The sequence below is a fragment of the Mucilaginibacter sp. P1_A3 genome (genome assembly GCF_056406855.1).
In genome coordinates this window covers 1-22,674 of the sequence record NZ_JBFTZJ010000015.1, presented here as the reverse complement: position 1 = coordinate 22,674, position 22,674 = coordinate 1, and the positions used below count along the sequence as shown (strand labels likewise).

Here is a 22,674-nt window from a genome sequence, read left to right as displayed (position 1 = left end):
TATATTGGTGTCCTATTTTTCACTGCAAAGGTGTGGTTTTCCTGGATGATATTATTCATCTTAGTGTAATTATTACACTAAGATTTTTGATGTGTTTTTGGAGGTGTATTTGCCTGTAATTTATTGATTTAAAGTTTGTTGAAATAAATTTAGTGAAATTAATAGCACGTATTTGATTGCTTTTTGCTGAAATATTTGCCACGGATGTTATTTTCGGTGGGCGTAAAACGGCAGGATGTGAGGAGCTTTTTTTTGCCCAATAGTCTTGCTTTCGGCTCCCGGCGTTCAGGAGTAACTGTTTTTGTGATTATCCTTGCTTATTGAGCTGTTTTGCCCGCGCAAAAGTTCTTGATTTTTGAGGATTAAATGAGGATGTTACTAAGCCCTGCAAAAAGCCGGCATAACGACACAATTGTTTTTGGCAACCGGCATTGTGATGAAAGGCTGCATTAATCAGTATGACTATGCAAAGCGGATATAAACTAAACCTCGAATGGATTCCTTCGGTCTATAGCAAGGGGATAGACACAAACGGCAAAGATGATAAGCCCGGCATCAAGGCCAATGCAGGGCAGGAGGTTACATCTGCCAAATTACGGCTAAAGGGGATTTATAAGCGGGGAGCAAAAAAGCCTGGTCATTATTAAGGTGTTATGCCGCATCATTGAATAAAAATTATAGATACCTTTTTGCGAAGCAGGGCAGCTTATATTTGCAATACCGATGCCAGACCAACCTACACAGATCATCCGTAAAATTATCCATATTGATATGGATGCATTCTACGCGTCTGTTGAGCAGCGGGATTTTCCGGAATACCGGGGCAAGCCTTTGGTAGTTGGTGGTTTGCCGCAGGGCAGGGGCGGGGTAGTAGCCACAGCCAGTTATGAAGCCCGCAAGTTTGGTATCCGCTCGGCCATGTCATCAAAAAGGGCTTTGCAGTTATGCCCCGATGCCTTGTTTGTAAGGCCACGCTTCGCGGCTTATAAAGAGGTTTCGGAACGGATCAGGGAGATCTTCAGCCGATATACCGATCTGATAGAACCGCTCTCTTTAGATGAGGCTTATCTTGATGTTACCAACGATAAACTCAACATCGGCTCGGCCATTGATATTGCCAAACAAATAAAACAAGCCATTAAAGATGAGCTGAACCTAACAGCCTCGGCAGGTGTATCTATCAATAAATTTGTAGCCAAAATAGCATCCGATATCAATAAACCCGATGGCCTGAAGTTTATAGGGCCATCAAATATTGAAGCTTTTATGGAGGCTTTAGGGGTTGAAAAGTTTTTTGGCGTAGGCAAGGTAACTGCCCAGAAAATGAAACAAATGGGCCTGCACACCGGCGCCGACCTAAAAAGGCTGAGCGAGGAGGAAATGACCAAACACTTTGGCAAGCCCGGCAGGTTTTACTACCAGATAGTACGCGGTATTGATAACAGGGAAGTACAGCCCCACCGCGAAACCAAATCATTAGGTGCCGAGGATACCTTTGCCTATGACCTTACCACCCTGTCCGAAATGGAGGCCGAACTGGATAAGATAGCCCTTACTGTTCATAACCGTTTGCTAAAGTATGAGCTGAAAGGCCGAACGCTTACCCTCAAAGTAAAATACAGCGATTTTAGGCAGATCACCCGCAATCAATCATTTACTACCGCGTTTAACGATTTGGAAACTATTAGCCAAACGGCTAAACAGCTGATGGCTGCTACTAACCCGGAAGATACCCGCATCAGGCTGTTAGGCATTTCGCTATCCAATTTTGGTGATATTGTACCCAAGCATAAAGAAGAAAAAGAAATCGGCCCCGGAGATCAGCTGACTTTAAAGTTATAAGAATTGAAGATATAGCGTCTATAGCCCTACCGGTTCCATTATCTTCAAAATAGCATCCACATACTCACGGTCGTTTGCTAAACGCGGTACTTTATGTTGGCCGCCCAGTTTTCCTTTTTCCTTCATCCAGTTAAAAAAGGTGCCCTGGGGTGCAACGCGAACTATCGGCCGGCGCAGGGCAAGGTCTTTAAAACGCTTGGCATCATAGTCGGAATTGATGCGGCGCAGGGTTTCATCCAGCAGGTCAACAAAACGTTCAAATTCGGCGGGCTTCTTTTCAAACTCTATGATCCATTCATGAGCGCCACAGTCGTTACCGTTAAAGTATACCGGGGCAGCGGTGTATTCACGAATGATAGCGCCGGTTTGGTGGCAGGCTTCTTCAAGCGCCTGCTCTGCATTGTCAATGATCACTTCTTCGCCAAAGGCGTTAATATAATGTTTGGTTCGGCCGGTAACCCGGATCCGGAAAGGTGCTAGCGATGAAAATTTGATGGTATCGCCAATCATATATCGCCAAAGGCCCGCATTAGTGCTGATGATGAGGGCATAGTTTTTATCCAGCTCTACTTCATCAAGCGTAAGCGTTTCGGGGTTTTCATGATGCAGGTTTTCTAAAGGTAAAAACTCGTAAAAAATACCATAGTCAAGCATCAGGAGCATATCTCCGGGCTCTTTGGTATCCTGGATGCCGAAAAAACCTTCGGATGCATTATAATTTTCCAGGTAATACATGTCATCGCTGGGAATCAGTTTTTTAAACTGCTCGCGATAAGGGGTAAAATTAACGGCGCCGTGAAAATACATTTCCAGGTTGGGCCAAACCTCCAGCAGATTTTTTTTGCCGGTGATCTCCAGTACGCGTTTAAACAATACCAGGTTCCAGGTAGGTACACCGCTGATGCTGGTTACATTCACATCTTTGGTGGCATAAGCCATCTTTTCAATTTTCTCCTCAAAGTTTTCAAGCAATGCGATATCCATATCAGGCGTGCGGTGAAATTCGGCCCAAAGGGGCAGATTTTTCATGATCACTGCGGATAGATCGCCGAAAGAAGTATCGGCACTTAGCTGGCTCACCTGGTGACTGCCACCTAAGGTAAGTATTTTACCCGTGAACATACGGGCATTGGGTTGATTGTTAAAATAGATGGTAAGCAAATCCTTACCGCCTTTAAAATGGCATTCTTCTAAGGCCTCCTCGCTTACAGGTATAAATTTGCTCCTATCGCTGGTAGTGCCCGATGATTTTGCAAACCAGCGGATCTCTGACGGCCACAGCACATTTTTTTCGCCCTTGAGCATCCGCTCGATGTAGGGTTTAAGCGTATCATAAGTTTGGATAGGTACCCGCTCTTTAAACTGGTTGAGGTTTTCAATACTTTTATACTGATACTTGCGGCCCCATTCGGTGCTTTCGGCCATAGATATGAGCTGCTCAAACCATTCCTCCTGTACTTCATTAGGGTATTTCATAAAAAGCTCTATCTGGTGGATACGCTTCTTCATAAACCATGTAAATACAGAGTTGAAAATTGTCATATAAGCTTATTGAGGGAATACTTTTCTTTTCAAAACAAAGTTTGCACCCAGGTACACCTTACGTACCATTTCATTTTCGGCCAATACCTCGGGCACGCCCGATTCCAGTATCTTGCCTTCAAAAAGGAGGTAAGCGCGATCTGTAATGGATAGGGTTTCCTGTACGTTGTGATCGGTAATCAGGATGCCGATGTTGCGGTGCCTCAGTTTTGCTACCATGGCCTGGATCTCTTCTACCGCGATAGGGTCAACCCCGGCAAAGGGTTCATCCAGTAAAATAAAATTAGGTTCGGCGGCAAGGGCGCGGGCAATTTCGGTACGACGGCGTTCACCTCCCGATAGCAGGTCGCCACGGTTTTTACGCACTTTATGTAAGCTAAACTCGTCTATCAGCTCCTCCAGTTTATCGCGTTGCCTGTCTTTAGGCATAGTGCCCATTTCCAGTACCGCTTTAATGTTATCTTCTACAGAAAGCTTGCGGAAAACTGATGCTTCCTGCGCCAGGTAACCAATACCTTTTTGAGCCCGGCGATACATGGCATCACCGGTAATATTTTTATCATCCAGAAAAATAGTACCCTCATTAGGCTTTATCAATCCTACGATCATATAAAATGAGGTGGTTTTCCCGGCTCCGTTAGGCCCAAGCAAACCAACTATCTCGCCCTGTGCTACCTCGAACGATACATCGTTAACAACGGTGCGCTGTTTGTATTTTTTTACTAAATTTTCTGCTCTTAGTATCATTATTTTATTTTTCCGACCGTCATTGCGAGGTAAGAAGCGATTCCTAACCGTACAGGGCTGACCTGCAAATCGGGGATTGCTTCGTACCTACCTACGACGTTTTTTTTAATTTTTTGTCATCCTGAACGCAGTGAAGGATCTATTATTCGCCATGCTTCTTCGCCCTGTAAATCTGCGAATAGATCCTTCGTTCCTCAGGATGACAAACCTTTTTAACGTTATTTCCTTTTCAGTGTCCTCCGGATTTTACCACTCGCAATGACAGGTATGTGTAGCTTACGCTCCTATCCTTATTCCTTTTATATTTAACTGTATAGTCCTTCTTTCCCGCCAAACGTTTTCTTCAATGCTGTAGCAAATATCAAACGGAACACCGCTTTTCAATTGTGGCAGATATTCGCCATGGTTAAAGGCAATGCAATCAAAAGCCGGTGAGCCTTCCTGCATTACAGCCATTTTTATATGCGCCGAACCTACCAAACCCGCGTTACCGCTAACATACACATTTTTACTAATGAAAATGGGCGCCATATTCTCGGGGCCGAAGGGGGCAAACTGGTTCAGTATTCTAAAAAATTTAGGTTCTATGTGGCTTAAACGTAATTCGGCGTCAATTTGTATCTGTTGAATTAATTGTTCTGGTAATATGGTGGCGCTTACCACTTCTTCAAACCGGATTTTAAACGCTTCAACGTTCTCAGGATGCATGGTGAGGCCCGCGGCATACTTGTGGCCACCAAACTGGATCAGCAGATCTTTGCACTCGCAAAGAGCCTCATAAAGATCGTAGCCGAGCACAGAGCGTGCCGAACCCGCCACATGACCGTTGGATTGAGTGAGCACGATGGTTGGCCGGTAATATTTTTCAGTAAGGCGGGATGCTACAATGCCGATAACGCCTTTATGCCAGTCTTTATTAAAAACCACGGTTGATTTTTTGCCAATCAGGATCTCGTCATTATCAATCATCCCCAGGGCTTCATCGGTGATATTAAGATCGTGGCCCTTTCGTTCGGTATTGCGGGTATTGATCATGAGGCCTTTTGCTTTGGCTGCATTTTCATCGCAGGCTATCAGCAGCTCCACGGCATGTTTGGCATCATCAATACGGCCGGCCGCGTTAATGCGCGGCCCAATCAGGAACACCACATCAGATATGGTTAAATTACCCGGGGTTCTGCCGGCTATTTCTATTAATGTTTTTACGCCGATGCAGGGATTGGTATTTATTTTTTGCAGGCCAAAATGTGCCAGTACCCGGTTTTCGCCGGTGATGTGCACAATATCGCAGGATATGCTGATACAGGCAAGATCAAGGTATATGCTTACTTCCTCAAAGGGAATATCATTTTTTTCGGCATAAGCCTGTATCAATTTAAAGCCAATGCCACAGCCGGATAATTCTTTGTAAGGATATTCGCAATCTGCACGTTTGGGGTCAAGTACGGCTGCGGCGGCAGGCAGTTCGGCACCGGGCAAGTGGTGATCACAAATAATAAAATCAACACCCAAAGTATTGGCATAATCAATTTTATCCACCGATTTTATTCCGCAATCCAGCGCGATAATTAGGCTGAAGCCATTTTGGGCCGCATAATCAATTCCCTGGGTTGATATGCCATAACCCTCTTTATACCTATCGGGAATATAATACTCCAGGTTGGTATAGCGTTTGCTAAAAAAGCCGTAAACGGTGGCTACCGCGGTTGTGCCATCAACGTCATAATCGCCATATACTAATATCTTTTCGCCGGCAGCCATGGCAAGTTCTATGCGTTCAATAGCCTTCTCCATATCCTTCATCAGGAATGGATCATGCAGGTGTCGCTGATCGGGTCTGAAAAAGTACCGGGCTTCCTCAAAATCACTTATCCCCCTGTTAACCAGCAGGGTACTTAAAACGGTATCAATATTAAGTTCGGCGGCTAATTTGCTTACCAATCCTTCGTCAGCATTTTCCCTTACCGCCCAACGTTTATTCATATCTTTGTAGCTTTTAAAACAGTAAATATAATTATTGACTTTTTAAACAGACAAAGTTACATTCAAAATCTGACACATTGCATCTATGGAAATTTTCGCGTTAGGAGAGGGCTCATACTCAGTTGATTCAACTAAAAAATTTATTCCCTTTAACCCCGAGACTGACAATTTCAGGGACCGACCGGGTTCATTGTTTATCCATGTAAACCCTTTCCTGATCAAAACCAGCCGCGATCTTATCGTGTTAGATACCGGTCTTGGCTTTAAAGATACCCGCGATGAGCTGATCCTGCATCAAAATATCCGTAACGCAGGTTTTGACCCGGAAGATGTAACTTTGGTGCTCATGTCGCACCTGCATTATGACCATTCTGGCGGCCTGGTGGTTGAGCGTAATGGCAAACTGGTACCCAGCTTTCCGCAGGCCAGGCATATCATACAAAAAGGAGAATGGGAGTTTGGGATAACCGGCAAATCATCATCATACCATAAAGAGATATTTAAGGCCCTGCAGGATGCTAACATTACCCTTGTTGAGGGGAGTGGCGATTTGATACCCGGCATAAGATATGAACTATCCGGCGGGCACTGCCCTTTTCACCAGGTTTTCTGGATAGATATAGAAGGTACAAAAGTGCTTTTTGGTGGCGACGAACTACCGGAACCAGAGCAACTGATAAGAAAGTTTATAGCTAAATATGATATGGATGGGCGTAAGGCGATGCAATTACGTGAAGAGTACGGGAAATTAGCATCAGAAGAAGGTTGGACCTGCCTGTTTTATCATTCCAAATCATTTGCAATTGGTAATGTAAGCAGTGATGATGGCGGCGAGCATTTTAAAGTTACGCCCGCTTAATCCTGTGGCTGTACGTCAAAAAGTTCTTTAATTTTTTCTACGTTAAGCGGTTTGCTGATAAAGTCTTTTACCAGTGGGTACGAGCGCGCTTTATTAATGTCGTTACTAAATACAGAAGATGATATGATAAAAATTTTGCTTTTGCCCAGCGGATCGAGGTTTAAGCGTTTGTATTCGTCCAAAAATTCCCATCCGTTCATGATAGGCATATTAATATCCAAAAGTATATAATCGGGCAATTTATTGGGGTCCTGGTTCTGTATCTCAGCTAATTGCTCAATAGCAAATTTACCGTTTAAGCAGGCCATGATCTCTGTATTTAATAAAGCCTTCTTTATTAATTTAATGGAGATGAAATTATTGATCTCATCGTCATCAACCAATAATACGCTAACGGATTTTGTGTTAATTGTCATAATTCGCTTAAATCGATATTCTTTATACGGAACAATAAATTAAAAGGTTATACCCCTAAAAGTTGTAATTTCTGTAATTGTTTGCATACAAGGGAGATAAAAATTTAATTAAAAAAGTTTTATAGTTTTTTTAATTTTTTGAGCTGATGAATGGGGCTTTTCAACTATAAAAATACCGAATTTTTAACTGCATAATCCCTTCTTTTGGTATCTGAGATGGATAAAAATGACATTTTATTGATGGGGTTGACGCGTAAGCTCCAATTTGAAATTTGATTTTTATTAATTGAGAAAATCTACATCCATTTTTAAACACGTTTAAGCAAAATTCACTGGTGTCCGGATGGCTATTTGTGCCTGTTTAAAAGTAATTCCAAAGCCATAAAACCCCATTGTAATATCCACAGGCAAACCTATGCTTATTTTTGTGTTCATATATAATATGGACACAAAGAAAATTCGCTTAAGTGTGCTTGATCAGTCGCCTATTAGAAAAGGCGCTACTGCCGAGCTCGCAGTAAAAGAAACTATACAACTGGCAAAGCTTGCTGATGAATTAGGATATACCCGTTATTGGGTATCTGAACATCATAACACCGGTAGTTTGGCCGGCTCAACCCCCGAAGTATTGATAGCCCACCTGGCGGGGCAAACCCACCGAATGCGTATCGGTTCGGGCGGTATCATGATGCCTAACCACAGTACCTTAAAGGTGGCCGAAAATTTCAGGATGCTGGAAGCATTGTTTCCCGGTCGTATTGACCTGGGCATGGGCCGCGCACCCGGCACCGACCGTATCACGGCATCGATACTAAATCCATCCAATCAGTTTAAGGAGCAGGATTTTGTGGAGCAGCTGGCCGATTTAAATAACTATTTTCATGATACTTATGAGCCGGGTACCATACAGGCTAAAATAAGGGCTATACCGCAGGTAAAAACGGTGCCTGCGCAATGGTTGCTAAGCTCAAGCGGGCAAAGCGGCTTATTTGCCGCGCATTTTGGCATGGGCTTTTCCTTCGCCCATTTCATAAACCCCAATGGCGGCCCGCAGAACGTTAAATTGTACCGCGAGCGTTTCCAACCATCCGATGACCTGGCACAGCCGGCGGTTAACGTAGCCATTTTTGTTTTTTGCTCTGAAGATGAGGAGAAGATTAAGCAACACCGGGCGGTTATGGATCATCGTTTCCTACAGTTTGAAAAAGGCGGACCAATTATTCCCATAGCTTATGATGACATTAAAAACGAAGTTTATACCGCACAGGACCAGGAACGTATCCGTCATAACCGCTACCGGGTTATTACCGGTACACCATCCGAAATTAAATTAAAGCTGGGCTGGCTGGCAGATGATTACAATGTTGATGAAATTATGGCCGTTACGATCACCGAAAACTTTGAGGACAGACTGGAATCCTACCGATTACTTGCCCGGGAATTTAATTTATAATAACAATAAAAAAAATATTTCTTAGTAAGAAAGGCTGCTATTTAAGGGGAATATAGCCTTTCTTCATAAAAAATTCACGTCAAAAAATTCGCACAAAAACTTTTTATCGGTTTTAATCGTACCTTTGGAAAGATTATAAATAACAGTTCATTCTAATTATTCTAATTCAGTGGTAATAATAATATTCTTCATAGCGCACTGGTTCTTGTCGCTATTTTTTCAAACGTTCTTCTTACACAGGTACGCTTCACACAAAATGTTCACAACAAACAAGTTTTTTGAGGGAACATTTTATCTGCTGACATTCATTTGCCAGGGATCTTCTTTCTTAAATCCTCGTGCTTATGCTATAATGCACCGTGAGCATCATGCTTACAGCGATACCGAAAAGGATCCGCATTCACCACACTTTTTTAAGGATGTTTTTCAGTTGATGTGGCATACTGTATTAAGTTACCGCGATCACGTTAAAAGGTTAAAAGAACCCGAAGAACGTTTTAAAGGTAATTACCCTGAATGGCGCTTTTTGGATTACGTTGGATCGTCTATCGCATCACGCCTTACATTTGGCGCATTATATATCGCTTTTTACGTAGCATTTGCTACCCAATGGTGGATGTACCTGTTAATTCCTATCCATTTTATGATGGGCCCTATCCATGGCGCAATTGTTAACTGGTGTGGTCATAAATACGGTTACGCTAATTTTGATAATGGCGATAAATCAAAAAATACAACCCCGTTTGATTTCTTTATGCTTGGCGAATTGTTTCAGAACAATCACCACAAGCGCCCCAATAATGCAAATTTTGGAGCCAAATGGTTCGAAATTGACCCTGTTTACCCTGTAATGAAACTGATGCACTGGATGCATATCATCAGGTTAAGGAAAGCATATTTGTAAGGGATTAAGGAACAAGGATTTTTGATATAAGGATCAGAGATTTTTGGAGCAAGGAACATAGATTTTCGGAGAAAAGACGTTGTATAAATTATAAATAGAAAAAGCAATCTAAACGATTGCTTTTTCTATTTACTAACTTTTTTGTCCTTGCTCCAAAAAAACTTTGGTTCAAAAGATACTTGTTCCTTAATCCCCAAATCCTTAATCCAAAAAAAATCCTTGCTCTTTGCTCCAAAAATCCTTGCTCCAAAAATCCCTATATTTGCCGCTCATAAAATCAACAACATGAGTGTTTCTGTATTAGCTCAAAATTTACGCGGATCCGAGATCATCAAGATTGCGGGCGAGATAAATGAATTAAAACGTCAAGGACAAAATATCGCTAATTTAACAATTGGTGATTTCGACTCCAATATTTACCCTATACCTGCCGATTTAAAAGCAGGTATTGTAGATGCCTATAATCAAAACCAAACCAACTACCCGCCAGCTGATGGGATGTTAAATTTGCGCGAAAGTGTTTCGGAGTTTTTGAGCAGCAGAATGGGGCTTCATTATAAAGCAAACGAGATACTGATCTCTGGCGGTTCGCGGCCGCTTATCTATTCCACATTTTTAGCATTGGTTGATCCGGGCGATAAAGTGGTTTTCCCCGCACCTTCATGGAACAATAATCACTACAGCGATCTTACCGGCGCCGAAGCGATAATTGTAGAAACTAAGCCCGAAAATAACTTTATGCCTACTGCGGATGAGATTCGTCCGCATTTAAAAGGAGCAACATTACTGGCACTTTGCTCGCCCCTGAACCCAACAGGTACCATGTTCAATAAAAAGGACCTGGAAGAAATTTGCGACCTGGTTATTGCCGAAAACAAAACACGTGCCGCCGGCGAAAAGCCATTGTATTTGCTGTATGATCAAATCTATTCGCAGTTAACGTTTGGCGATTTTAAACACTATGATCCCGTTACCCTGCGCCCGGAGCTTAAAGACTATACCGTATTTATTGATGGTGCATCCAAATGTTTTGCCTCAACAGGTGTACGTGTGGGCTGGGGCTTTGGTCCGGCAAACATCATCGATAATATGAAAGCCATTGTAGGCCACATGGGTGCATGGTCGCCAAAGGCCGAGCAGGTTGCCATGGCACACTTTATAATGGACAAACCAGCTGTTGATACTTATTTAGAAGACCTTAAGGGAAAGATCCGGGCCAGCCTGACCACTTTGCACGAAGGCTTCCAGGTGCTTAAAGCCGAAGGTTTTCATGTAGATTCAATTACCCCGATGGGAGCAATCTACCTGACCCTTAAAATTGATTACACAGGTAAAACCACACCTGATGGAACGGTATTGAACAACTCTGCTGATATTAACTTTTATTTGATCAAAGAAGCTAAAGTGGCCTTAGTGCCGTTTTCTGCCTTCGGTACCGATGATTCCGTTAATTGGTTCCGTGCTTCGGTAGGTGCAAGCACGCTGGAAGAAATTCAGCAAATGATACCAAGAATTAAAGAAGCGTTGGGTAAGTTGAAGTAGGTAGCCCCACTTTTTGTCATCCTGAGCGATAGCGAAGGATCTGTTAGCGAACTATGCATATCGGATTTGCATGTTGTAAAATAGATCCTTCGTGCCTCAGGATGACAATTTTTTTGTGACAATGATCAGTTTACATCATCTGCACATCTGAAATTTAAAATCTGCACATCCGAAAGCCTACCCCAATATCTCCTTAATATCATCCGCAGAAAGCGACTTGATAAAGCTCTCCTCCGTAGTGATTAAAGCGCGGCTGAGGCTTAGTTTGCGCTGCTGCAGGGCAAGAATTTTCTCCTCAACAGAATCTTTGGTGATGAATTTATAGATAAACACGTTTTTGGTTTGGCCAATACGGTGAGTACGGTCAATAGCCTGTTGTTCTACAGCTGGGTTCCACCATGGGTCAAGGATGAAAACATAGTCGGCCTCGGTAAGGTTAAGACCCACTCCTCCGGCTTTTATCGAGATCAGGAACACCCTTGTCTTTTTATCTTCCTGGAATTGCTTTACCACATCACCGCGGTTTTGGGTGCTGCCATCTAAATAAACGTATGGCACACCTTCTTTATCAAAATGCTCGCGGTAAATAGTAAGCTGTTTTACAAATTGAGAGAATATGAGCACTTTATGCCCGCCATCCAGTACGTTGGCCAGGGTATGCACCACGTCTTCAAACTTGCCGCTATCGCCCTCATAATCCTTATCAATCATAATGGGGTGATTAGCTATCTGCCTTAGCTTAGTTAATCCCTGTAATACCTGTATCTGGCTTTTGGCAAATGTGCCGTCTTCCAGGCTTTTAAGCAGTTCGTTGCGATACTCTGATTTTACTTTTTCATATACCGATGACTGTTCTTCGCTCATCTGCGAGTAGAAGAGGTTCTCGGTTTTTGGAGGGAGCTCTGTAGCTACCTGTTCTTTGGTTCGGCGTAAAACAAAAGGCTTTATCAGGGCCTGCAGCTTGCGGGCTTTGTCTTCGTCCTTTTTCTTCTCGATAGGCGAAACAAATTCATTTTGAAAAAACTGCTGACTGCCCAGCAAACCGGGGTTAATGAACGACATTTGGGTCCAAAGGTCATTCACCGAGTTTTCTACCGGGGTACCGCTCAGGATCAGTTTAAAGCGCGATTTGAGTTGTTTTACCGCCTGGAATGATTTAGATGAAGGGTTCTTGATATTCTGGCTTTCATCCAGGATCACATAATCAAAAAAGTAATCCTTAAACATCTCTATATCTATCCGGCTGATGCCATAGGTAGTTATCACAACATCGTAATTGGCAAACACCTCTGCCGATCGGTACCGTAGCGTGCCGGTATGTACCATAAGCCTAAGCTGCGGTGTAAACTTTTTAGCCTCATTAAGCCAGTTGTATATCAATGAGGTAGGCATGATCACCAGCGATGTGCTTTTGCCGCCTTCGGTCTCGGTAAATTCTTTGTGCTTTTGCAGTAATGCAAGGGTTTGTATGGTTTTACCCAAACCCATATCATCGGCAAGGCAACCGCCAAAATGGTATTGCTTTAAAAAATGAAACCAATTGTAACCGGCTTTTTGATAAGGCCGTAAATGACCCTCAAAGTTCAGGGGCATGTCCACCTCTTCCAGTTCTTCAAAATTGCTGAGTTTTTGCAACTTGCGGGTCATGGTAACGTTGGCCATTTCTCCTTCGGCAAGCTCTGTTACCAGGCCTATATGGTGACGGCGTAGTCTTAATTCCTTGCCGCCCTCGGTAAAGTGCAAAAGATTGCCATATTGCGAAAACCATTTTTCAGGTATCACCGCAATTTCGCCGGATGGTAGCGTAAACTCCTTTTTATGGTTAAGGATATGATTTTTAAGCTGTATAAAAGGGATACGATACGGGCCGAAGCATACAATGGCGTTAATATCAAACCAGTCGTTATTTTCTTTTACCTCAAGATCAATCTTGCTGTTACCAAAAACGTAACGCTTTTGGCCTTCGGGCTGTTCAATTTCAAACCCTTGTTCAATCAATTGATCATGATGCTGGTTAAGCCATTCAAATACTGAAAAGGAGTGGTCGGCATCTTCATCATGCTTATTATCCACCTCCAGGTTTTGGAAAAGGGTTGATACCGTTTTAAGGCCAAGCTGTTCCAGCTGGCACATTTTCCCTTTTTCCCAGGTAGTTGAACGTTTAATGCGATGAAACAAGTAATCATCGTCATTTTTTTCCATCCTTACGGACACTGTACGACCATCGCCATACGGGAAAGTATAACCCGCGTATTTAAAATAAAGTTGCAGCTGCGATGTGCCTCCCTCAACATAAATAGGTTTTAGCACCGGCCGGGCATCATACTTTTCGGTATTGATGGTAAATCCTTCGGCATAAACATTATGTTTTTCTATGAGCGGAGCAACAAATTTTTCAAAGTACGATTGTTCCGATGACCGGGGAATTGCGATAAAGCGCTTATTAAGAAAGGGAACTAATTTTTTGCCTTCTATCTCCTTGTCAAAATAATACAGTGTATCATCCAGCAGCATCCAGGCCGGGTGATTGCAGATGATCTCGGCATTTTTAAACATAAATTCAATACGCATTCCCTGGTATTTGATGGTAGGGAAGTAGCGTATCTCCTCCTCGTTGCGCCTGAAGTGAAACAGTACCGAAGCGGCTTCCGTAGCTAATTGCAGCTTCCGCTCGCCGGGATACCCTTCCTTGCTCATTTGATACACCTGTTTGCTGCATAGCAGGCTCAGCGCCTCGGCCATACGCTTCTCCAGTTTGGGGCGAATGGTATCAAACAGTTGCTCGGTGAATATTTTTGAGAAGAACTCGAACGGACGGATCGGCTTTTTATAAAACTTTTTGATCACGTTACCCTGCTCCATCTCTTCCAATATCTTGATGAGTTTCAAATCAACCTCATCAATACAATGGATAAATTCTTTAGCTGTATTGGAAAATAACCGCTGGTGGGTTAAAGAAAATTCGCCGTTGGGGTTAAGCTGAACGATGTGCGGTTCAATAACATAGCCAAGGTAATCATGCCTAGCAATGGCATAAATGATCTGGCATGGTTTGGTACTGTCGACTCGTAGCATTAACTTTTGATAAAAAATTTAGAGAAGCTACATCAACAAAAAATTCAAACGTAATGAGAATTTGCTGCAATTGAAAATTTTTTGCGCTTTTTATTATTAACTGAAGGGTTTAATGAGCCAAATTGATTGTAACAAATAGGCAAGGATAAATAAGAAGTTAGCTTAATTTCATATTTTGCAGTATGAAAAACATGCCAATAAAAAACGAAAAAAAGGTATTAATCGCAGTTTCGCCAATTTTTATATTCCTGCTTTTTTTGGGCGTTAGAGGATTTATCAAGGGTATCGAAACTCACAGCGTACTCCGTATTACAACGTCATCTATAGGGATATTAATATTTGTGTTTTTATACATTTTGCTATTAATAGGCCGTAAACGAAGATCGGCATAGCGTATTAAACTTTTTTACTTGCAGTTCTCCCAAATCTTCACCGCCTCAACGGCCTCTTTTACATCATGTACCCTTAAAATATTGGCTCCTTTACTTAACGCAATTGTATTTAATACGGTGGTCCCGTTTAGGGCATCGATAGCGGTGCCGCCCAACAAACCGTAGATCATTTTCTTACGTGATATGCCGGTTAATAGGGGTAGGCCCAAAATGTTAAATTCCTGCATCCTGCGCATCAGCATATAGTTGTGCTCCTGTTTTTTAGCAAAGCCAAAACCAGGGTCGATGATCACATCATGAACGCCCATCTGTTTTAATTGCTGGTATTTAGAAACAAAATAATCAAGCACCTCACCAAAAACATCGTTGTACTGCGCCATTTGTGTCATATTTTGCGGGGTTCCCTTCATGTGCATCAAGATATAAGGCACCTGCAAACGGGCTACGGTATTAAACATATCGGTATCCAACATCCCGCCCGATATATCATTAATTATATGTGCGCCTGCCTTAACAGCGGCCTCTGCAACCCGCGAGCGAAAAGTATCTATAGATAATACAGCATCTGGAAAAGATTTTACAATTGCTTCAACAACAGGAAGTAAGCGGTCACATTCTTCGTCAGCAGAAATATCTTCGGCGCCGGGGCGGGAAGAGTAAGCGCCAAAATCTAAAAAAGCGGCGCCATCTGTCAGCATTTTTCCGGCTTGCGCCAGCGCGTCATCAACAGCGGGTTTGCGACTGTTGCTGTAAAAAGAATCGGGAGTGATGTTGATGATTCCCATCACTTTTGGGGTGGATAGATCAATTAGTTTACCACCCGCATTTAGGGTAACCTTTTTACGAAAAAATGTATCTTTAGCCACGTTAGTTTAAGGTTGCAAAGTTTAAATGTTGTAAAGTTAATTTAACTTTGCAACATTGGCGACAGCCCAGCATTCAAAGGTTTCAACATTCAAACATTTCAGCATTTGGCTAATACATCAGCAGAGTACGACGCGGTAATTAATAATTGTAAAGGGCTTTTTATGAAAAAAACCCGCGACTATGGTACCGCATGGCGCATCCTCCGTCCGCAATCCATTACCGATCAAATTTTTATAAAGGCACAGCGTATCCGCACACTCGAAGAAAAAAAGATTTCGAAGGTGGGTGAAGATATTACAGGCGAATACATAGGCATTGTTAACTACTGTGTAATTGCTATGATGCAGCTTGATAGCACAGCAGATACCCCGGTTGAGCTGGCGGTTGACCACGTTGAACGCTTGTTTGACGAAAAAGTATTGGAGACTAAAGAACTGATGTTTGCCAAAAATCATGATTATGGCGAAGCCTGGCGCGATATGCGGATCAGCTCGTTAACTGACCTGATACTCATGAAGCTGCTGCGTGTAAAACAAATTGAAGATAACAAAGGCCTTACCGAAGCATCAGAAGGAGTAAAGGCCAACTATCAGGACATGCTGAACTACTCGGTATTTGCGCTTATAAAATTGGGATTATAATATGAAGAATGGCCTTATTTGGTTTTGCAGGATAGCGGTAGGCTTACTGTTTATATTTTCGGGCCTCATAAAAGCGAATGACCCATTGGGTTTTTCCTATAAACTGGAAGAATACTTTGAGGTTTTCCATATTACCTTCCTTAACAACTTAGCGCTTACCAGTGCTATTTTGCTTTGTGCGCTGGAAATGCTGCTGGGTTTTGCCCTGCTTATTGGCGCACGTGCTGCAAAGGTTGCCTGGGGATTACTGCTGCTCATCATCTTTTTTGGCTTTTTAACTTTTTACTCCGCCTTTTTTAAGGTAGTGCAAACCTGTGGCTGCTTTGGGGATGCCATCCCGCTTACGCCATGGCAATCATTCGGTAAGGACATGATTTTGTTGGTTTTGGTGGCCGTGCTTTTTGTAAACCGCACCAAAATAAAACCATTGTTTAGCGCTAAGGCCGGCGATAAATGGCTCATAGGCGCTACCGTTGTTTCGGTAGGTTTTGGCTTGTATACCTATAATTTTTTACCAATAGTAGATTTTTTGCCTTATAAGATAGGTGCTAACATCCCCGCAGAGATGGATACGCCACCCAATGCGCCCAAGGATGTATTTGTACTTACCTATCACCTAAAAAATAAAAAAACCAAAGAAACCAAGGTAATGACCGATAAGGAATATCTGAGTACCAATATCTGGAAGGATGCCAATTGGGAGGTGATAGGCGATCCGGAAAATCGCCTGGTTAAAAAGGGTTATGAACCTAAAATACGCGATTTGTCTTTACAGGATGCGCAGCGCAACGATTTTACCAAAGAGTTATTTGCAAGTCCATTCTACACCATTATTATAGTAGCCTATGATTTGGATAAAACGAATGACGCGGCAATAAACCGCTTAAATGCGCTGGCCATCAACGCTACAGAAAATTTTAATATTCGTACCATATTGCTAACCTCCAATTCGGCGCAAAGTGCCCAGGCCTTTGCCAAAGCACATAAGCTGGTAAGTGAAATTTTTTATGCCGATGGCGTACCACTTAAAACCATGATGCGCTCAAATCCGGGCGTTATCTTGCTAAAAGGGGGAGTGATAGTTAATAAATGGCACTATCATTCGGTACCTACGTATGACTATTTTGTTAAAAACTATTTTCAAAAGCAGTAGATCATGATCAGCTACCTTATCCGCAAATTATTTTACGGACTGGCGGTTATGCTGGGGGTGGTGCTGGTAGTTTTCTTTTTGTTTAACATCCTGCCGGTTGATCCTGCCCGTATGACCCAGGGGCAGCGTGCCGATGTGCAATCATTACAAGCTGTACGTAAAGAGTTTGGCCTGGATAAGCCTAAGCCTGTACAGTTTGCCTACTACCTGAATGATCTTTCGCCGGTAGGTATTCACCTGAATACAGCCGAAGAACAGCAGCGATATCGTTACGCAAAACTTTTTGCGGTAAGTAAGGCAAAGGTACTTGCTTTAAAATGGCCTTACCTGCGCCGGTCATACCAAACACGTAAGGATGTTACCACTTTGCTTTTGGAGGTTATTCCCAATACCCTGGTGCTGGCAACCACCGCCATGATATTTGCCATTGTTATAGGTGTGTTTTTAGGCGTGCTGAGCGCGGTACATAAAGATACCTGGATAGATAAGCTGGCCATTGGTTTTTCTACCCTGGGGATATCCGCGCCTTCATTTTTCGCGGGTATCATCATAGCCTGGATCTTTGGCTTTGAGCTAAGTAAATACACCGGACTGAACATGTCTGGCAGTTTGTACAGTTATGACCCCTTTAAGGGGGAGGTGATTACGCTGAAAAATTTAATATTACCCATGATCACTTTGGGCCTGCGGCCGCTGGCAATTATTGTGCAGTTAACACGCAACGCCATGCTTGATGTTCTGGGGCAGGATTATATCCGCACAGCTAAGGCAAAAGGACTAAGTAACCGCACCATTATATACAGGCATGCGCTCAAGAATGCACTGAACCCCGTTATAACCGCTATAGCCAACTGGTTTGCTTCACTGCTGGCAGGTTCCTTTTTTGTGGAATATGTTTTTGGTTATAACGGTTTAGGCAAAGCCACGGTTGATGCCCTCGAAATGTCGGATTTTCCCGTTGTAATGGGCTCTATACTTTTTATCGCGTTTATTTTTGTGGTGATTAGTATTTTGGTAGATATTATTTATGTTTGGATTGATCCGCGGGTAAAATTAAGCTGATATTATTATGAAATACTTTTTAGTCGGGTTTATGGGCTGTGGCAAAACCACCTGGAGCCGTAAACTGGCTGCCAAATTGGGCTACGAATTTATTGATCTTGACCATGTACTGGAAGAGCATGTTGGCATGAGTATAGCTGAATATTTTTCCAGTTTTGGTGAGAGCGCGTTCCGCCAAATGGAATCAGATTTGTTAAAACACACAGAATATCCCGAAAATGTGGTTGTATCAACAGGAGGTGGCCTGCCTTGTTTTTTTGATAATATGGATTGGATGAATGCCAATGGCGTAACGCTGTACGTAAAACTATCGCCCAAAACACTGGCCGACAGGTTAGAGAGCAGTAAAACTATACGTCCGGTGCTTCAAGGCAGAAAAGGGGATGAGTTGGTTGAGTTTATAACCGGTAAACTGGCCGAACGCGAAAGCTTTTACCTGCAAGCTGTCCATCACGTTGATGGGATTGATTTATCGGTTGAAAAATTGGAGGATGTGATAACTTCGTAGTATACTTATTATTATTGTAAGCAAATAATTTATGCCATGATGACGAATGAACCTATAGCCGTCAAACACCTTTTTAAGCCTTTAGATGATAAGCTGATAACCCTCTTGGATTCATTAAATCCTGATGACTGGAATAAACAAACCGTAGCGAAAGCATGGAAGGTTAAGGATGTTGTATCGCATTTGCTTGAGGGGAACATTCGTACATTATCTATGCAACGAGATAAATATTATGGCGAGGAACCTCCCGCTATCAATTCATATACCGACCTGGTAAACTGGCTCAATTTGCTGAATGCCGATTGGATAAAAGCCTCCAAAAGAATCAGCCCTGATGTTTTGATCCTGCTTCATAAAGCCACGGGGGACCTTACTACCCGATATTACGAATCACTGGATCTGTATAGCCCGGCTGTATTCGCCGTTAATTGGGCGGGTGAATCCGAAAGCCTCAACTGGATGCACCTTGCGCGCGACTACACCGAAAAATGGCACCACCAGCAACAGATCAGGGAAGCAACCGGACGGGAAGGTATCCTGACCAGGGAGTTTTTCTATCCTTTTATTGATACATTCTTTAAAGCATTACCGCATACTTTTAAAAATATCGGTGCACCAACGGGCACCAAAATTAAAATCACTATTACCACAAATATTGGTGGTAATTGGTACCTGCAGAAGTTTAAAGACAGCTGGGGGGTATTAAAAGATATAGACGCGGAAACCTTTGCCGCCACCATAAGAATTCCGCCAGAAATTTCCTGGAAACTATTCTCCAAAAGCATTCGCCCGGATGAGATCAGGGGCAGGGTTGAAATAACCGGTAATAGTGATCTGGCCGGGCAAGTGCTTAATATGGTATCTGTAATGGCTTAATTACACTTCATCTTTGGTGGTGCGCACCAGGCTGATACCTGTAAAGAAAAATACGACAGCTATAATGCCCACAACCACCAATGTGGTGGCCTGGCCACTGTGATTTATAACTCCAATGCCTGTATAAATTAAGCCGATGATACCGAGCACGGTAAGTATGGCTCCGAAAGTGCGTTTTAAATTCATAATATATGTATGCTGTTTTAGTAAGCATTTTATATAAAAACAAATAGCACACCAATAATTTATCCTATATTTATTTTATCTAATAATATCACTTATGACCGGCCAGATCCTCACAATTACTATTGTATTTATTTTATTGATAATAATCCTAGCATCGTTTGTGTCTGTAAAACAGGGCACTATAGTGGTAATTACTGTATTTGGTAAATACCGTCGCATACTTACACCGGGACTAAATTTTAAGCTGCCTTTTATTGAGAATATCTATTCTAAGATATCAATCCAGAACCGTTCGGTCGAGCTGGAGTTCCAGGCAGTAACTTTTGATCAGGCTAATGTTTATTTTAAAGCGATGCTTTTGTATTCGGTACTTGATCAGCAGGAAGAAACTATCAAGAATGTAGCTTTTAAGTTTGTTGATGAGCGTAACCTGATGCAGGCGCTTATCCGTACGGTGGAGGGGTCTATCCGTGCCTTTGTGGCCACCAAACGCCAAAGCGAGGTATTGATATTGAGGCGCGATATTGTAGAGCATGTAAAGGAGCAACTGGATGTGATATTGGAAGGCTGGGGTTACCACCTGCAGGATTTACAACTGAACGATATTACCTTTGACGACGTTATCATGAAATCAATGAGCCAGGTGGTTGCATCAAATAACCTGAAGGCTGCGGCCGAAAATGAGGGCCAGGCCCTGTTGATCACCAAAACAAAAGCTGCCGAGGCTGAAGGTAACGCCATCAAGATTTCGGCGCAAGCCGAACGCGAAGCGGCCCAGCTGCGGGGTCAGGGTATTGCGCTGTTCCGCGAGGAAGTTGCGCGCGGTATGACTGTTGCCGCTAAAGAAATGGCTGGTGCAAATATGGATACCTCTGTAATCTTATTCACCATGTGGACAGAATCTATCAAACACTTCTCAGAAAACTCAAAAGGGAACGTAATATTCTTGGATGGTTCAACCGATGCTATGCAGCATACATTAAAAGAAATGATGGCTTTAAACCTTTTACATCCTGACAGCGTCAAAAAGTAAAAGTTTTAACCTGTATTTGAATGAAAAAAAGATCAGTGATGTGGATTGGCCTGATAGCCATTGGTTTAGGTAGTAATAAAGTAAAAGCACAGCAATACCAGCAATATCACCAGCTAACTGTTAACGAATTTTTGGGTACGCCGCGGGCAAATGCCGGCGGCGTAGTTGCTTATACCAACTGCACAATTGATTTTAAATATGAGGTAAGTAATCGTGGCGGAAATTATATTATAAACGCCATAGTTAATCTTGTACTTAACAGTAACCGTTCATGGCTTGATAGGGGCAGGGTTGCATCACAGGAAATGATGGCCGAAATTTTAAAGCATGAGCAAGGCCATTATTTGATCGCCTACCTGGAGCAGCAGGAACTACTAAGGCAAATAGGGAAAACCCGCTTTAGTCGTAATTATAGATATGAAGCTATGGAGATTTTTAACCGCATTGATGGCAGGTACAAAAGACTTAACGCGGATTACGACGAAGATACTCAACACATGACCAACCGCCAGCAGCAATACAGCTGGGACTTGTATTTTAAAAAACGGTTGGAGTTTATGCCGCAGGAATAGAGGCGGTATTGGCATACATACCGATTCCTTTAAACTGATCCTGTTTTACGGTGAGGCTTGTCGACAGTCTCCTTTATTATGTTGACATGGTGCCTTTGAGCCGCCTATTTCAAATCAAGAATGTTTAGCTGTATTATTCTGGCTGTTTTATAGAAAAACTGCGGCATGTACAAAAGGGAAAAGTCATGAGATGATTTGTCGCAACCACTGTTTTGTGGTAATTGGCAACTGATTCATTTGCCCAATGCGGTTGGTTTCCTCTTTTTAAATGATTTGACCGCAAAGATAATTCCGGAGTTGAATCCCGTGAACACGCATTTGGTTGGTAGAAAGATATCACAGCTTGATCCGGGTGACTGCATAAAACAAAAAAAGCTCCGGGTTATCCGGAGCCTTTTCAAATAATATTTTATTAAAGATTATTTTTGTTTGAACTGAACACGACGGTTTAATACACGTCCTTCTTCAGTTGAGTTATCAGCAATTGGGTTGGTTTCACCAAAGCCTTTTACTTTCACTTTCTTAGCATCAACACCAGAGTTAACTAAGTAAGTTTTTACAGAGTTAGCACGGTCTTTTGATAAAGCGATGTTGTGAGCAGCAGTACCTTCAGATGAAGCGTAACCGTCTATTTCTACACCTTTACCAGAAGCCCTAAGATCAGCTGAAGTTGCATCTAACACTGGGTAAGATGAAGTGCGTAATACTGAGCTATCAAATTCAAACTGGATGTTTGAGTAAGCAGTACCTTTAACGGCAACTGAATCAGCAGCTGGTTTAGGGAATACGATAACGCAACCAGAACCATCAACAACGCTACCAGCAGCAGTACCTGGGCATTTGTCAAACTGATCAGCAACACCGTCACCGTCTGAATCTTTTTTCAGGTCGTTAACCGCAGTTTCTACGTTGGTAACACGGCCTTTTAAAGCTTCAACTTCCTGGCGTAAAGCTGCATCGTACAATTCATCATACATTTGAGCAACTGGGTTTACCCACTCTAAGTTTTGTTTTGATTTAG

At 42.6% G+C, this 22,674-nt stretch carries 21 protein-coding genes; 13 read left to right on the top strand and 8 right to left on the bottom strand.

Annotation, left to right across the window (positions count from 1 at the left end; all coding sequences use genetic code 11):
- Positions 1 to 464: 464 nt before the first annotated feature.
- A complete protein-coding gene (locus tag AC1D0K_RS26915) occupies positions 465 to 647 on the top strand; it encodes a hypothetical protein (RefSeq protein WP_477463124.1) in 183 nt (60 codons plus the stop codon).
- Positions 648 to 723: 76 nt separating this feature from the next.
- A complete protein-coding gene (dinB, locus tag AC1D0K_RS26910; protein WP_477394222.1) occupies positions 724 to 1,842 on the top strand; it encodes a DNA polymerase IV in 1,119 nt (372 codons plus the stop codon).
- Between the two features lie 18 nt (positions 1,843 to 1,860).
- On the opposite strand, the gene AC1D0K_RS26905 is transcribed toward dinB, so the two are convergent.
- The 3 genes from AC1D0K_RS26905 to recJ all read right to left on the bottom strand — a co-directional run bounded on the left by AC1D0K_RS26905 (position 1,861) and on the right by recJ (position 6,114).
- Positions 1,861 to 3,384 (bottom strand): GH3 auxin-responsive promoter family protein, encoded by a 1,524-nt coding sequence (locus AC1D0K_RS26905; RefSeq protein ID WP_295716061.1) that lies wholly within the window; start codon positions 3,382 to 3,384, stop codon positions 1,861 to 1,863.
- A gap of 6 nt (positions 3,385 to 3,390) precedes the next feature.
- A complete protein-coding gene (gene lptB / locus AC1D0K_RS26900; RefSeq protein ID WP_366087120.1) occupies positions 3,391 to 4,131 on the bottom strand; it encodes an LPS export ABC transporter ATP-binding protein in 741 nt (246 codons plus the stop codon).
- Between the two features lie 276 nt (positions 4,132 to 4,407).
- Positions 4,408 to 6,114 (bottom strand): single-stranded-DNA-specific exonuclease RecJ, encoded by a 1,707-nt coding sequence (recJ, locus tag AC1D0K_RS26895; protein ID WP_477394225.1) that lies wholly within the window; start codon positions 6,112 to 6,114, stop codon positions 4,408 to 4,410.
- An 85-nt stretch (positions 6,115 to 6,199) separates the two neighbouring features.
- Between recJ and AC1D0K_RS26890 the strand changes: the two genes are divergently transcribed.
- Complete coding sequence (locus AC1D0K_RS26890) at positions 6,200 to 6,973, top strand: MBL fold metallo-hydrolase (protein WP_477394226.1); 774 nt, start codon at positions 6,200 to 6,202, stop codon at positions 6,971 to 6,973.
- On the opposite strand, the gene AC1D0K_RS26885 is transcribed toward AC1D0K_RS26890, so the two are convergent.
- Positions 6,970 to 7,389, bottom strand: a complete 420-nt coding sequence (locus AC1D0K_RS26885; protein ID WP_477394228.1) for a response regulator — start codon at positions 7,387 to 7,389, stop codon at positions 6,970 to 6,972. The two genes, AC1D0K_RS26890 and AC1D0K_RS26885, sit on opposite strands and share 4 nt — an antisense overlap.
- A 442-nt stretch (positions 7,390 to 7,831) precedes the next feature.
- Between AC1D0K_RS26885 and AC1D0K_RS26880 the strand changes: the two genes are divergently transcribed.
- The 3 genes from AC1D0K_RS26880 (at position 7,832) to AC1D0K_RS26870 (ending at position 11,288) form a co-directional block, all read left to right on the top strand.
- Positions 7,832 to 8,842, top strand: a complete 1,011-nt coding sequence (locus tag AC1D0K_RS26880; protein WP_477394230.1) for an LLM class flavin-dependent oxidoreductase — start codon at positions 7,832 to 7,834, stop codon at positions 8,840 to 8,842.
- A 169-nt stretch (positions 8,843 to 9,011) separates the two neighbouring features.
- Positions 9,012 to 9,746, top strand: coding sequence for an acyl-CoA desaturase (locus AC1D0K_RS26875; RefSeq protein ID WP_295716071.1), 735 nt, complete (start codon positions 9,012 to 9,014; stop codon positions 9,744 to 9,746).
- A 285-nt stretch (positions 9,747 to 10,031) separates the two neighbouring features.
- The gene (locus tag AC1D0K_RS26870; RefSeq protein ID WP_477394233.1) at positions 10,032 to 11,288 is read left to right on the top strand and encodes a pyridoxal phosphate-dependent aminotransferase; all 1,257 of its coding nucleotides are present in this window, start codon (positions 10,032 to 10,034) and stop codon (positions 11,286 to 11,288) included.
- Between the two features lie 177 nt (positions 11,289 to 11,465).
- Here the strand turns inward: AC1D0K_RS26870 and AC1D0K_RS26865 are convergent, their stop codons facing one another.
- Positions 11,466 to 14,363: a DEAD/DEAH box helicase gene (locus AC1D0K_RS26865; RefSeq protein WP_477463123.1), complete on the bottom strand. Its 2,898-nt coding sequence runs from the start codon at positions 14,361 to 14,363 to the stop codon at positions 11,466 to 11,468.
- 406 nt (positions 14,364 to 14,769) lie between these two features.
- Positions 14,770 to 15,621, bottom strand: a complete 852-nt coding sequence (gene folP / locus AC1D0K_RS26860) for a dihydropteroate synthase (RefSeq protein WP_477394237.1) — start codon at positions 15,619 to 15,621, stop codon at positions 14,770 to 14,772.
- A gap of 162 nt (positions 15,622 to 15,783) precedes the next feature.
- Here folP and AC1D0K_RS26855 point away from each other — a divergent pair, with 162 nt between their 5' ends.
- From AC1D0K_RS26855 to AC1D0K_RS26835, 5 genes are read left to right on the top strand one after another with little or no spacing between them, the layout of a single operon-like run.
- Positions 15,784 to 16,263 (top strand): DUF1599 domain-containing protein, encoded by a 480-nt coding sequence (locus tag AC1D0K_RS26855; RefSeq protein WP_295716905.1) that lies wholly within the window; start codon positions 15,784 to 15,786, stop codon positions 16,261 to 16,263.
- Position 16,264: 1 nt separating this feature from the next.
- The gene (locus AC1D0K_RS26850; RefSeq protein WP_477394239.1) at positions 16,265 to 17,416 is read left to right on the top strand and encodes a BT_3928 family protein; all 1,152 of its coding nucleotides are present in this window, start codon (positions 16,265 to 16,267) and stop codon (positions 17,414 to 17,416) included.
- A 3-nt stretch (positions 17,417 to 17,419) separates the two neighbouring features.
- A complete protein-coding gene (locus AC1D0K_RS26845) occupies positions 17,420 to 18,478 on the top strand; it encodes an ABC transporter permease (protein WP_477394241.1) in 1,059 nt (352 codons plus the stop codon).
- A 7-nt stretch (positions 18,479 to 18,485) separates the two neighbouring features.
- Positions 18,486 to 18,986: a shikimate kinase gene (locus AC1D0K_RS26840; protein ID WP_477394243.1), complete on the top strand. Its 501-nt coding sequence runs from the start codon at positions 18,486 to 18,488 to the stop codon at positions 18,984 to 18,986.
- A 36-nt stretch (positions 18,987 to 19,022) separates the two neighbouring features.
- A complete protein-coding gene (locus AC1D0K_RS26835; RefSeq protein ID WP_477394245.1) occupies positions 19,023 to 19,862 on the top strand; it encodes a maleylpyruvate isomerase N-terminal domain-containing protein in 840 nt (279 codons plus the stop codon).
- On the opposite strand, the gene AC1D0K_RS26830 is transcribed toward AC1D0K_RS26835, so the two are convergent.
- Positions 19,863 to 20,048 (bottom strand): hypothetical protein, encoded by a 186-nt coding sequence (locus AC1D0K_RS26830; RefSeq protein ID WP_295716914.1) that lies wholly within the window; start codon positions 20,046 to 20,048, stop codon positions 19,863 to 19,865.
- Positions 20,049 to 20,208: 160 nt separating this feature from the next.
- Between AC1D0K_RS26830 and AC1D0K_RS26825 the strand changes: the two genes are divergently transcribed.
- Together AC1D0K_RS26825 and AC1D0K_RS26820 are read left to right on the top strand one after the other, a co-directional pair.
- Complete coding sequence (locus AC1D0K_RS26825; RefSeq protein ID WP_477394247.1) at positions 20,209 to 21,081, top strand: SPFH domain-containing protein; 873 nt, start codon at positions 20,209 to 20,211, stop codon at positions 21,079 to 21,081.
- Between the two features lie 20 nt (positions 21,082 to 21,101).
- Positions 21,102 to 21,653 carry a DUF922 domain-containing protein gene (locus AC1D0K_RS26820; RefSeq protein WP_477394249.1) on the top strand — a complete coding sequence of 184 codons (552 nt, stop codon included), beginning with the start codon at positions 21,102 to 21,104 and terminating at the stop codon, positions 21,651 to 21,653.
- Between the two features lie 419 nt (positions 21,654 to 22,072).
- Here the strand turns inward: AC1D0K_RS26820 and AC1D0K_RS26815 are convergent.
- On the bottom strand, positions 22,073 to 22,674 hold a 602-nt coding region (locus tag AC1D0K_RS26815; protein WP_477463122.1), incomplete at its 5' end, for an OmpA family protein.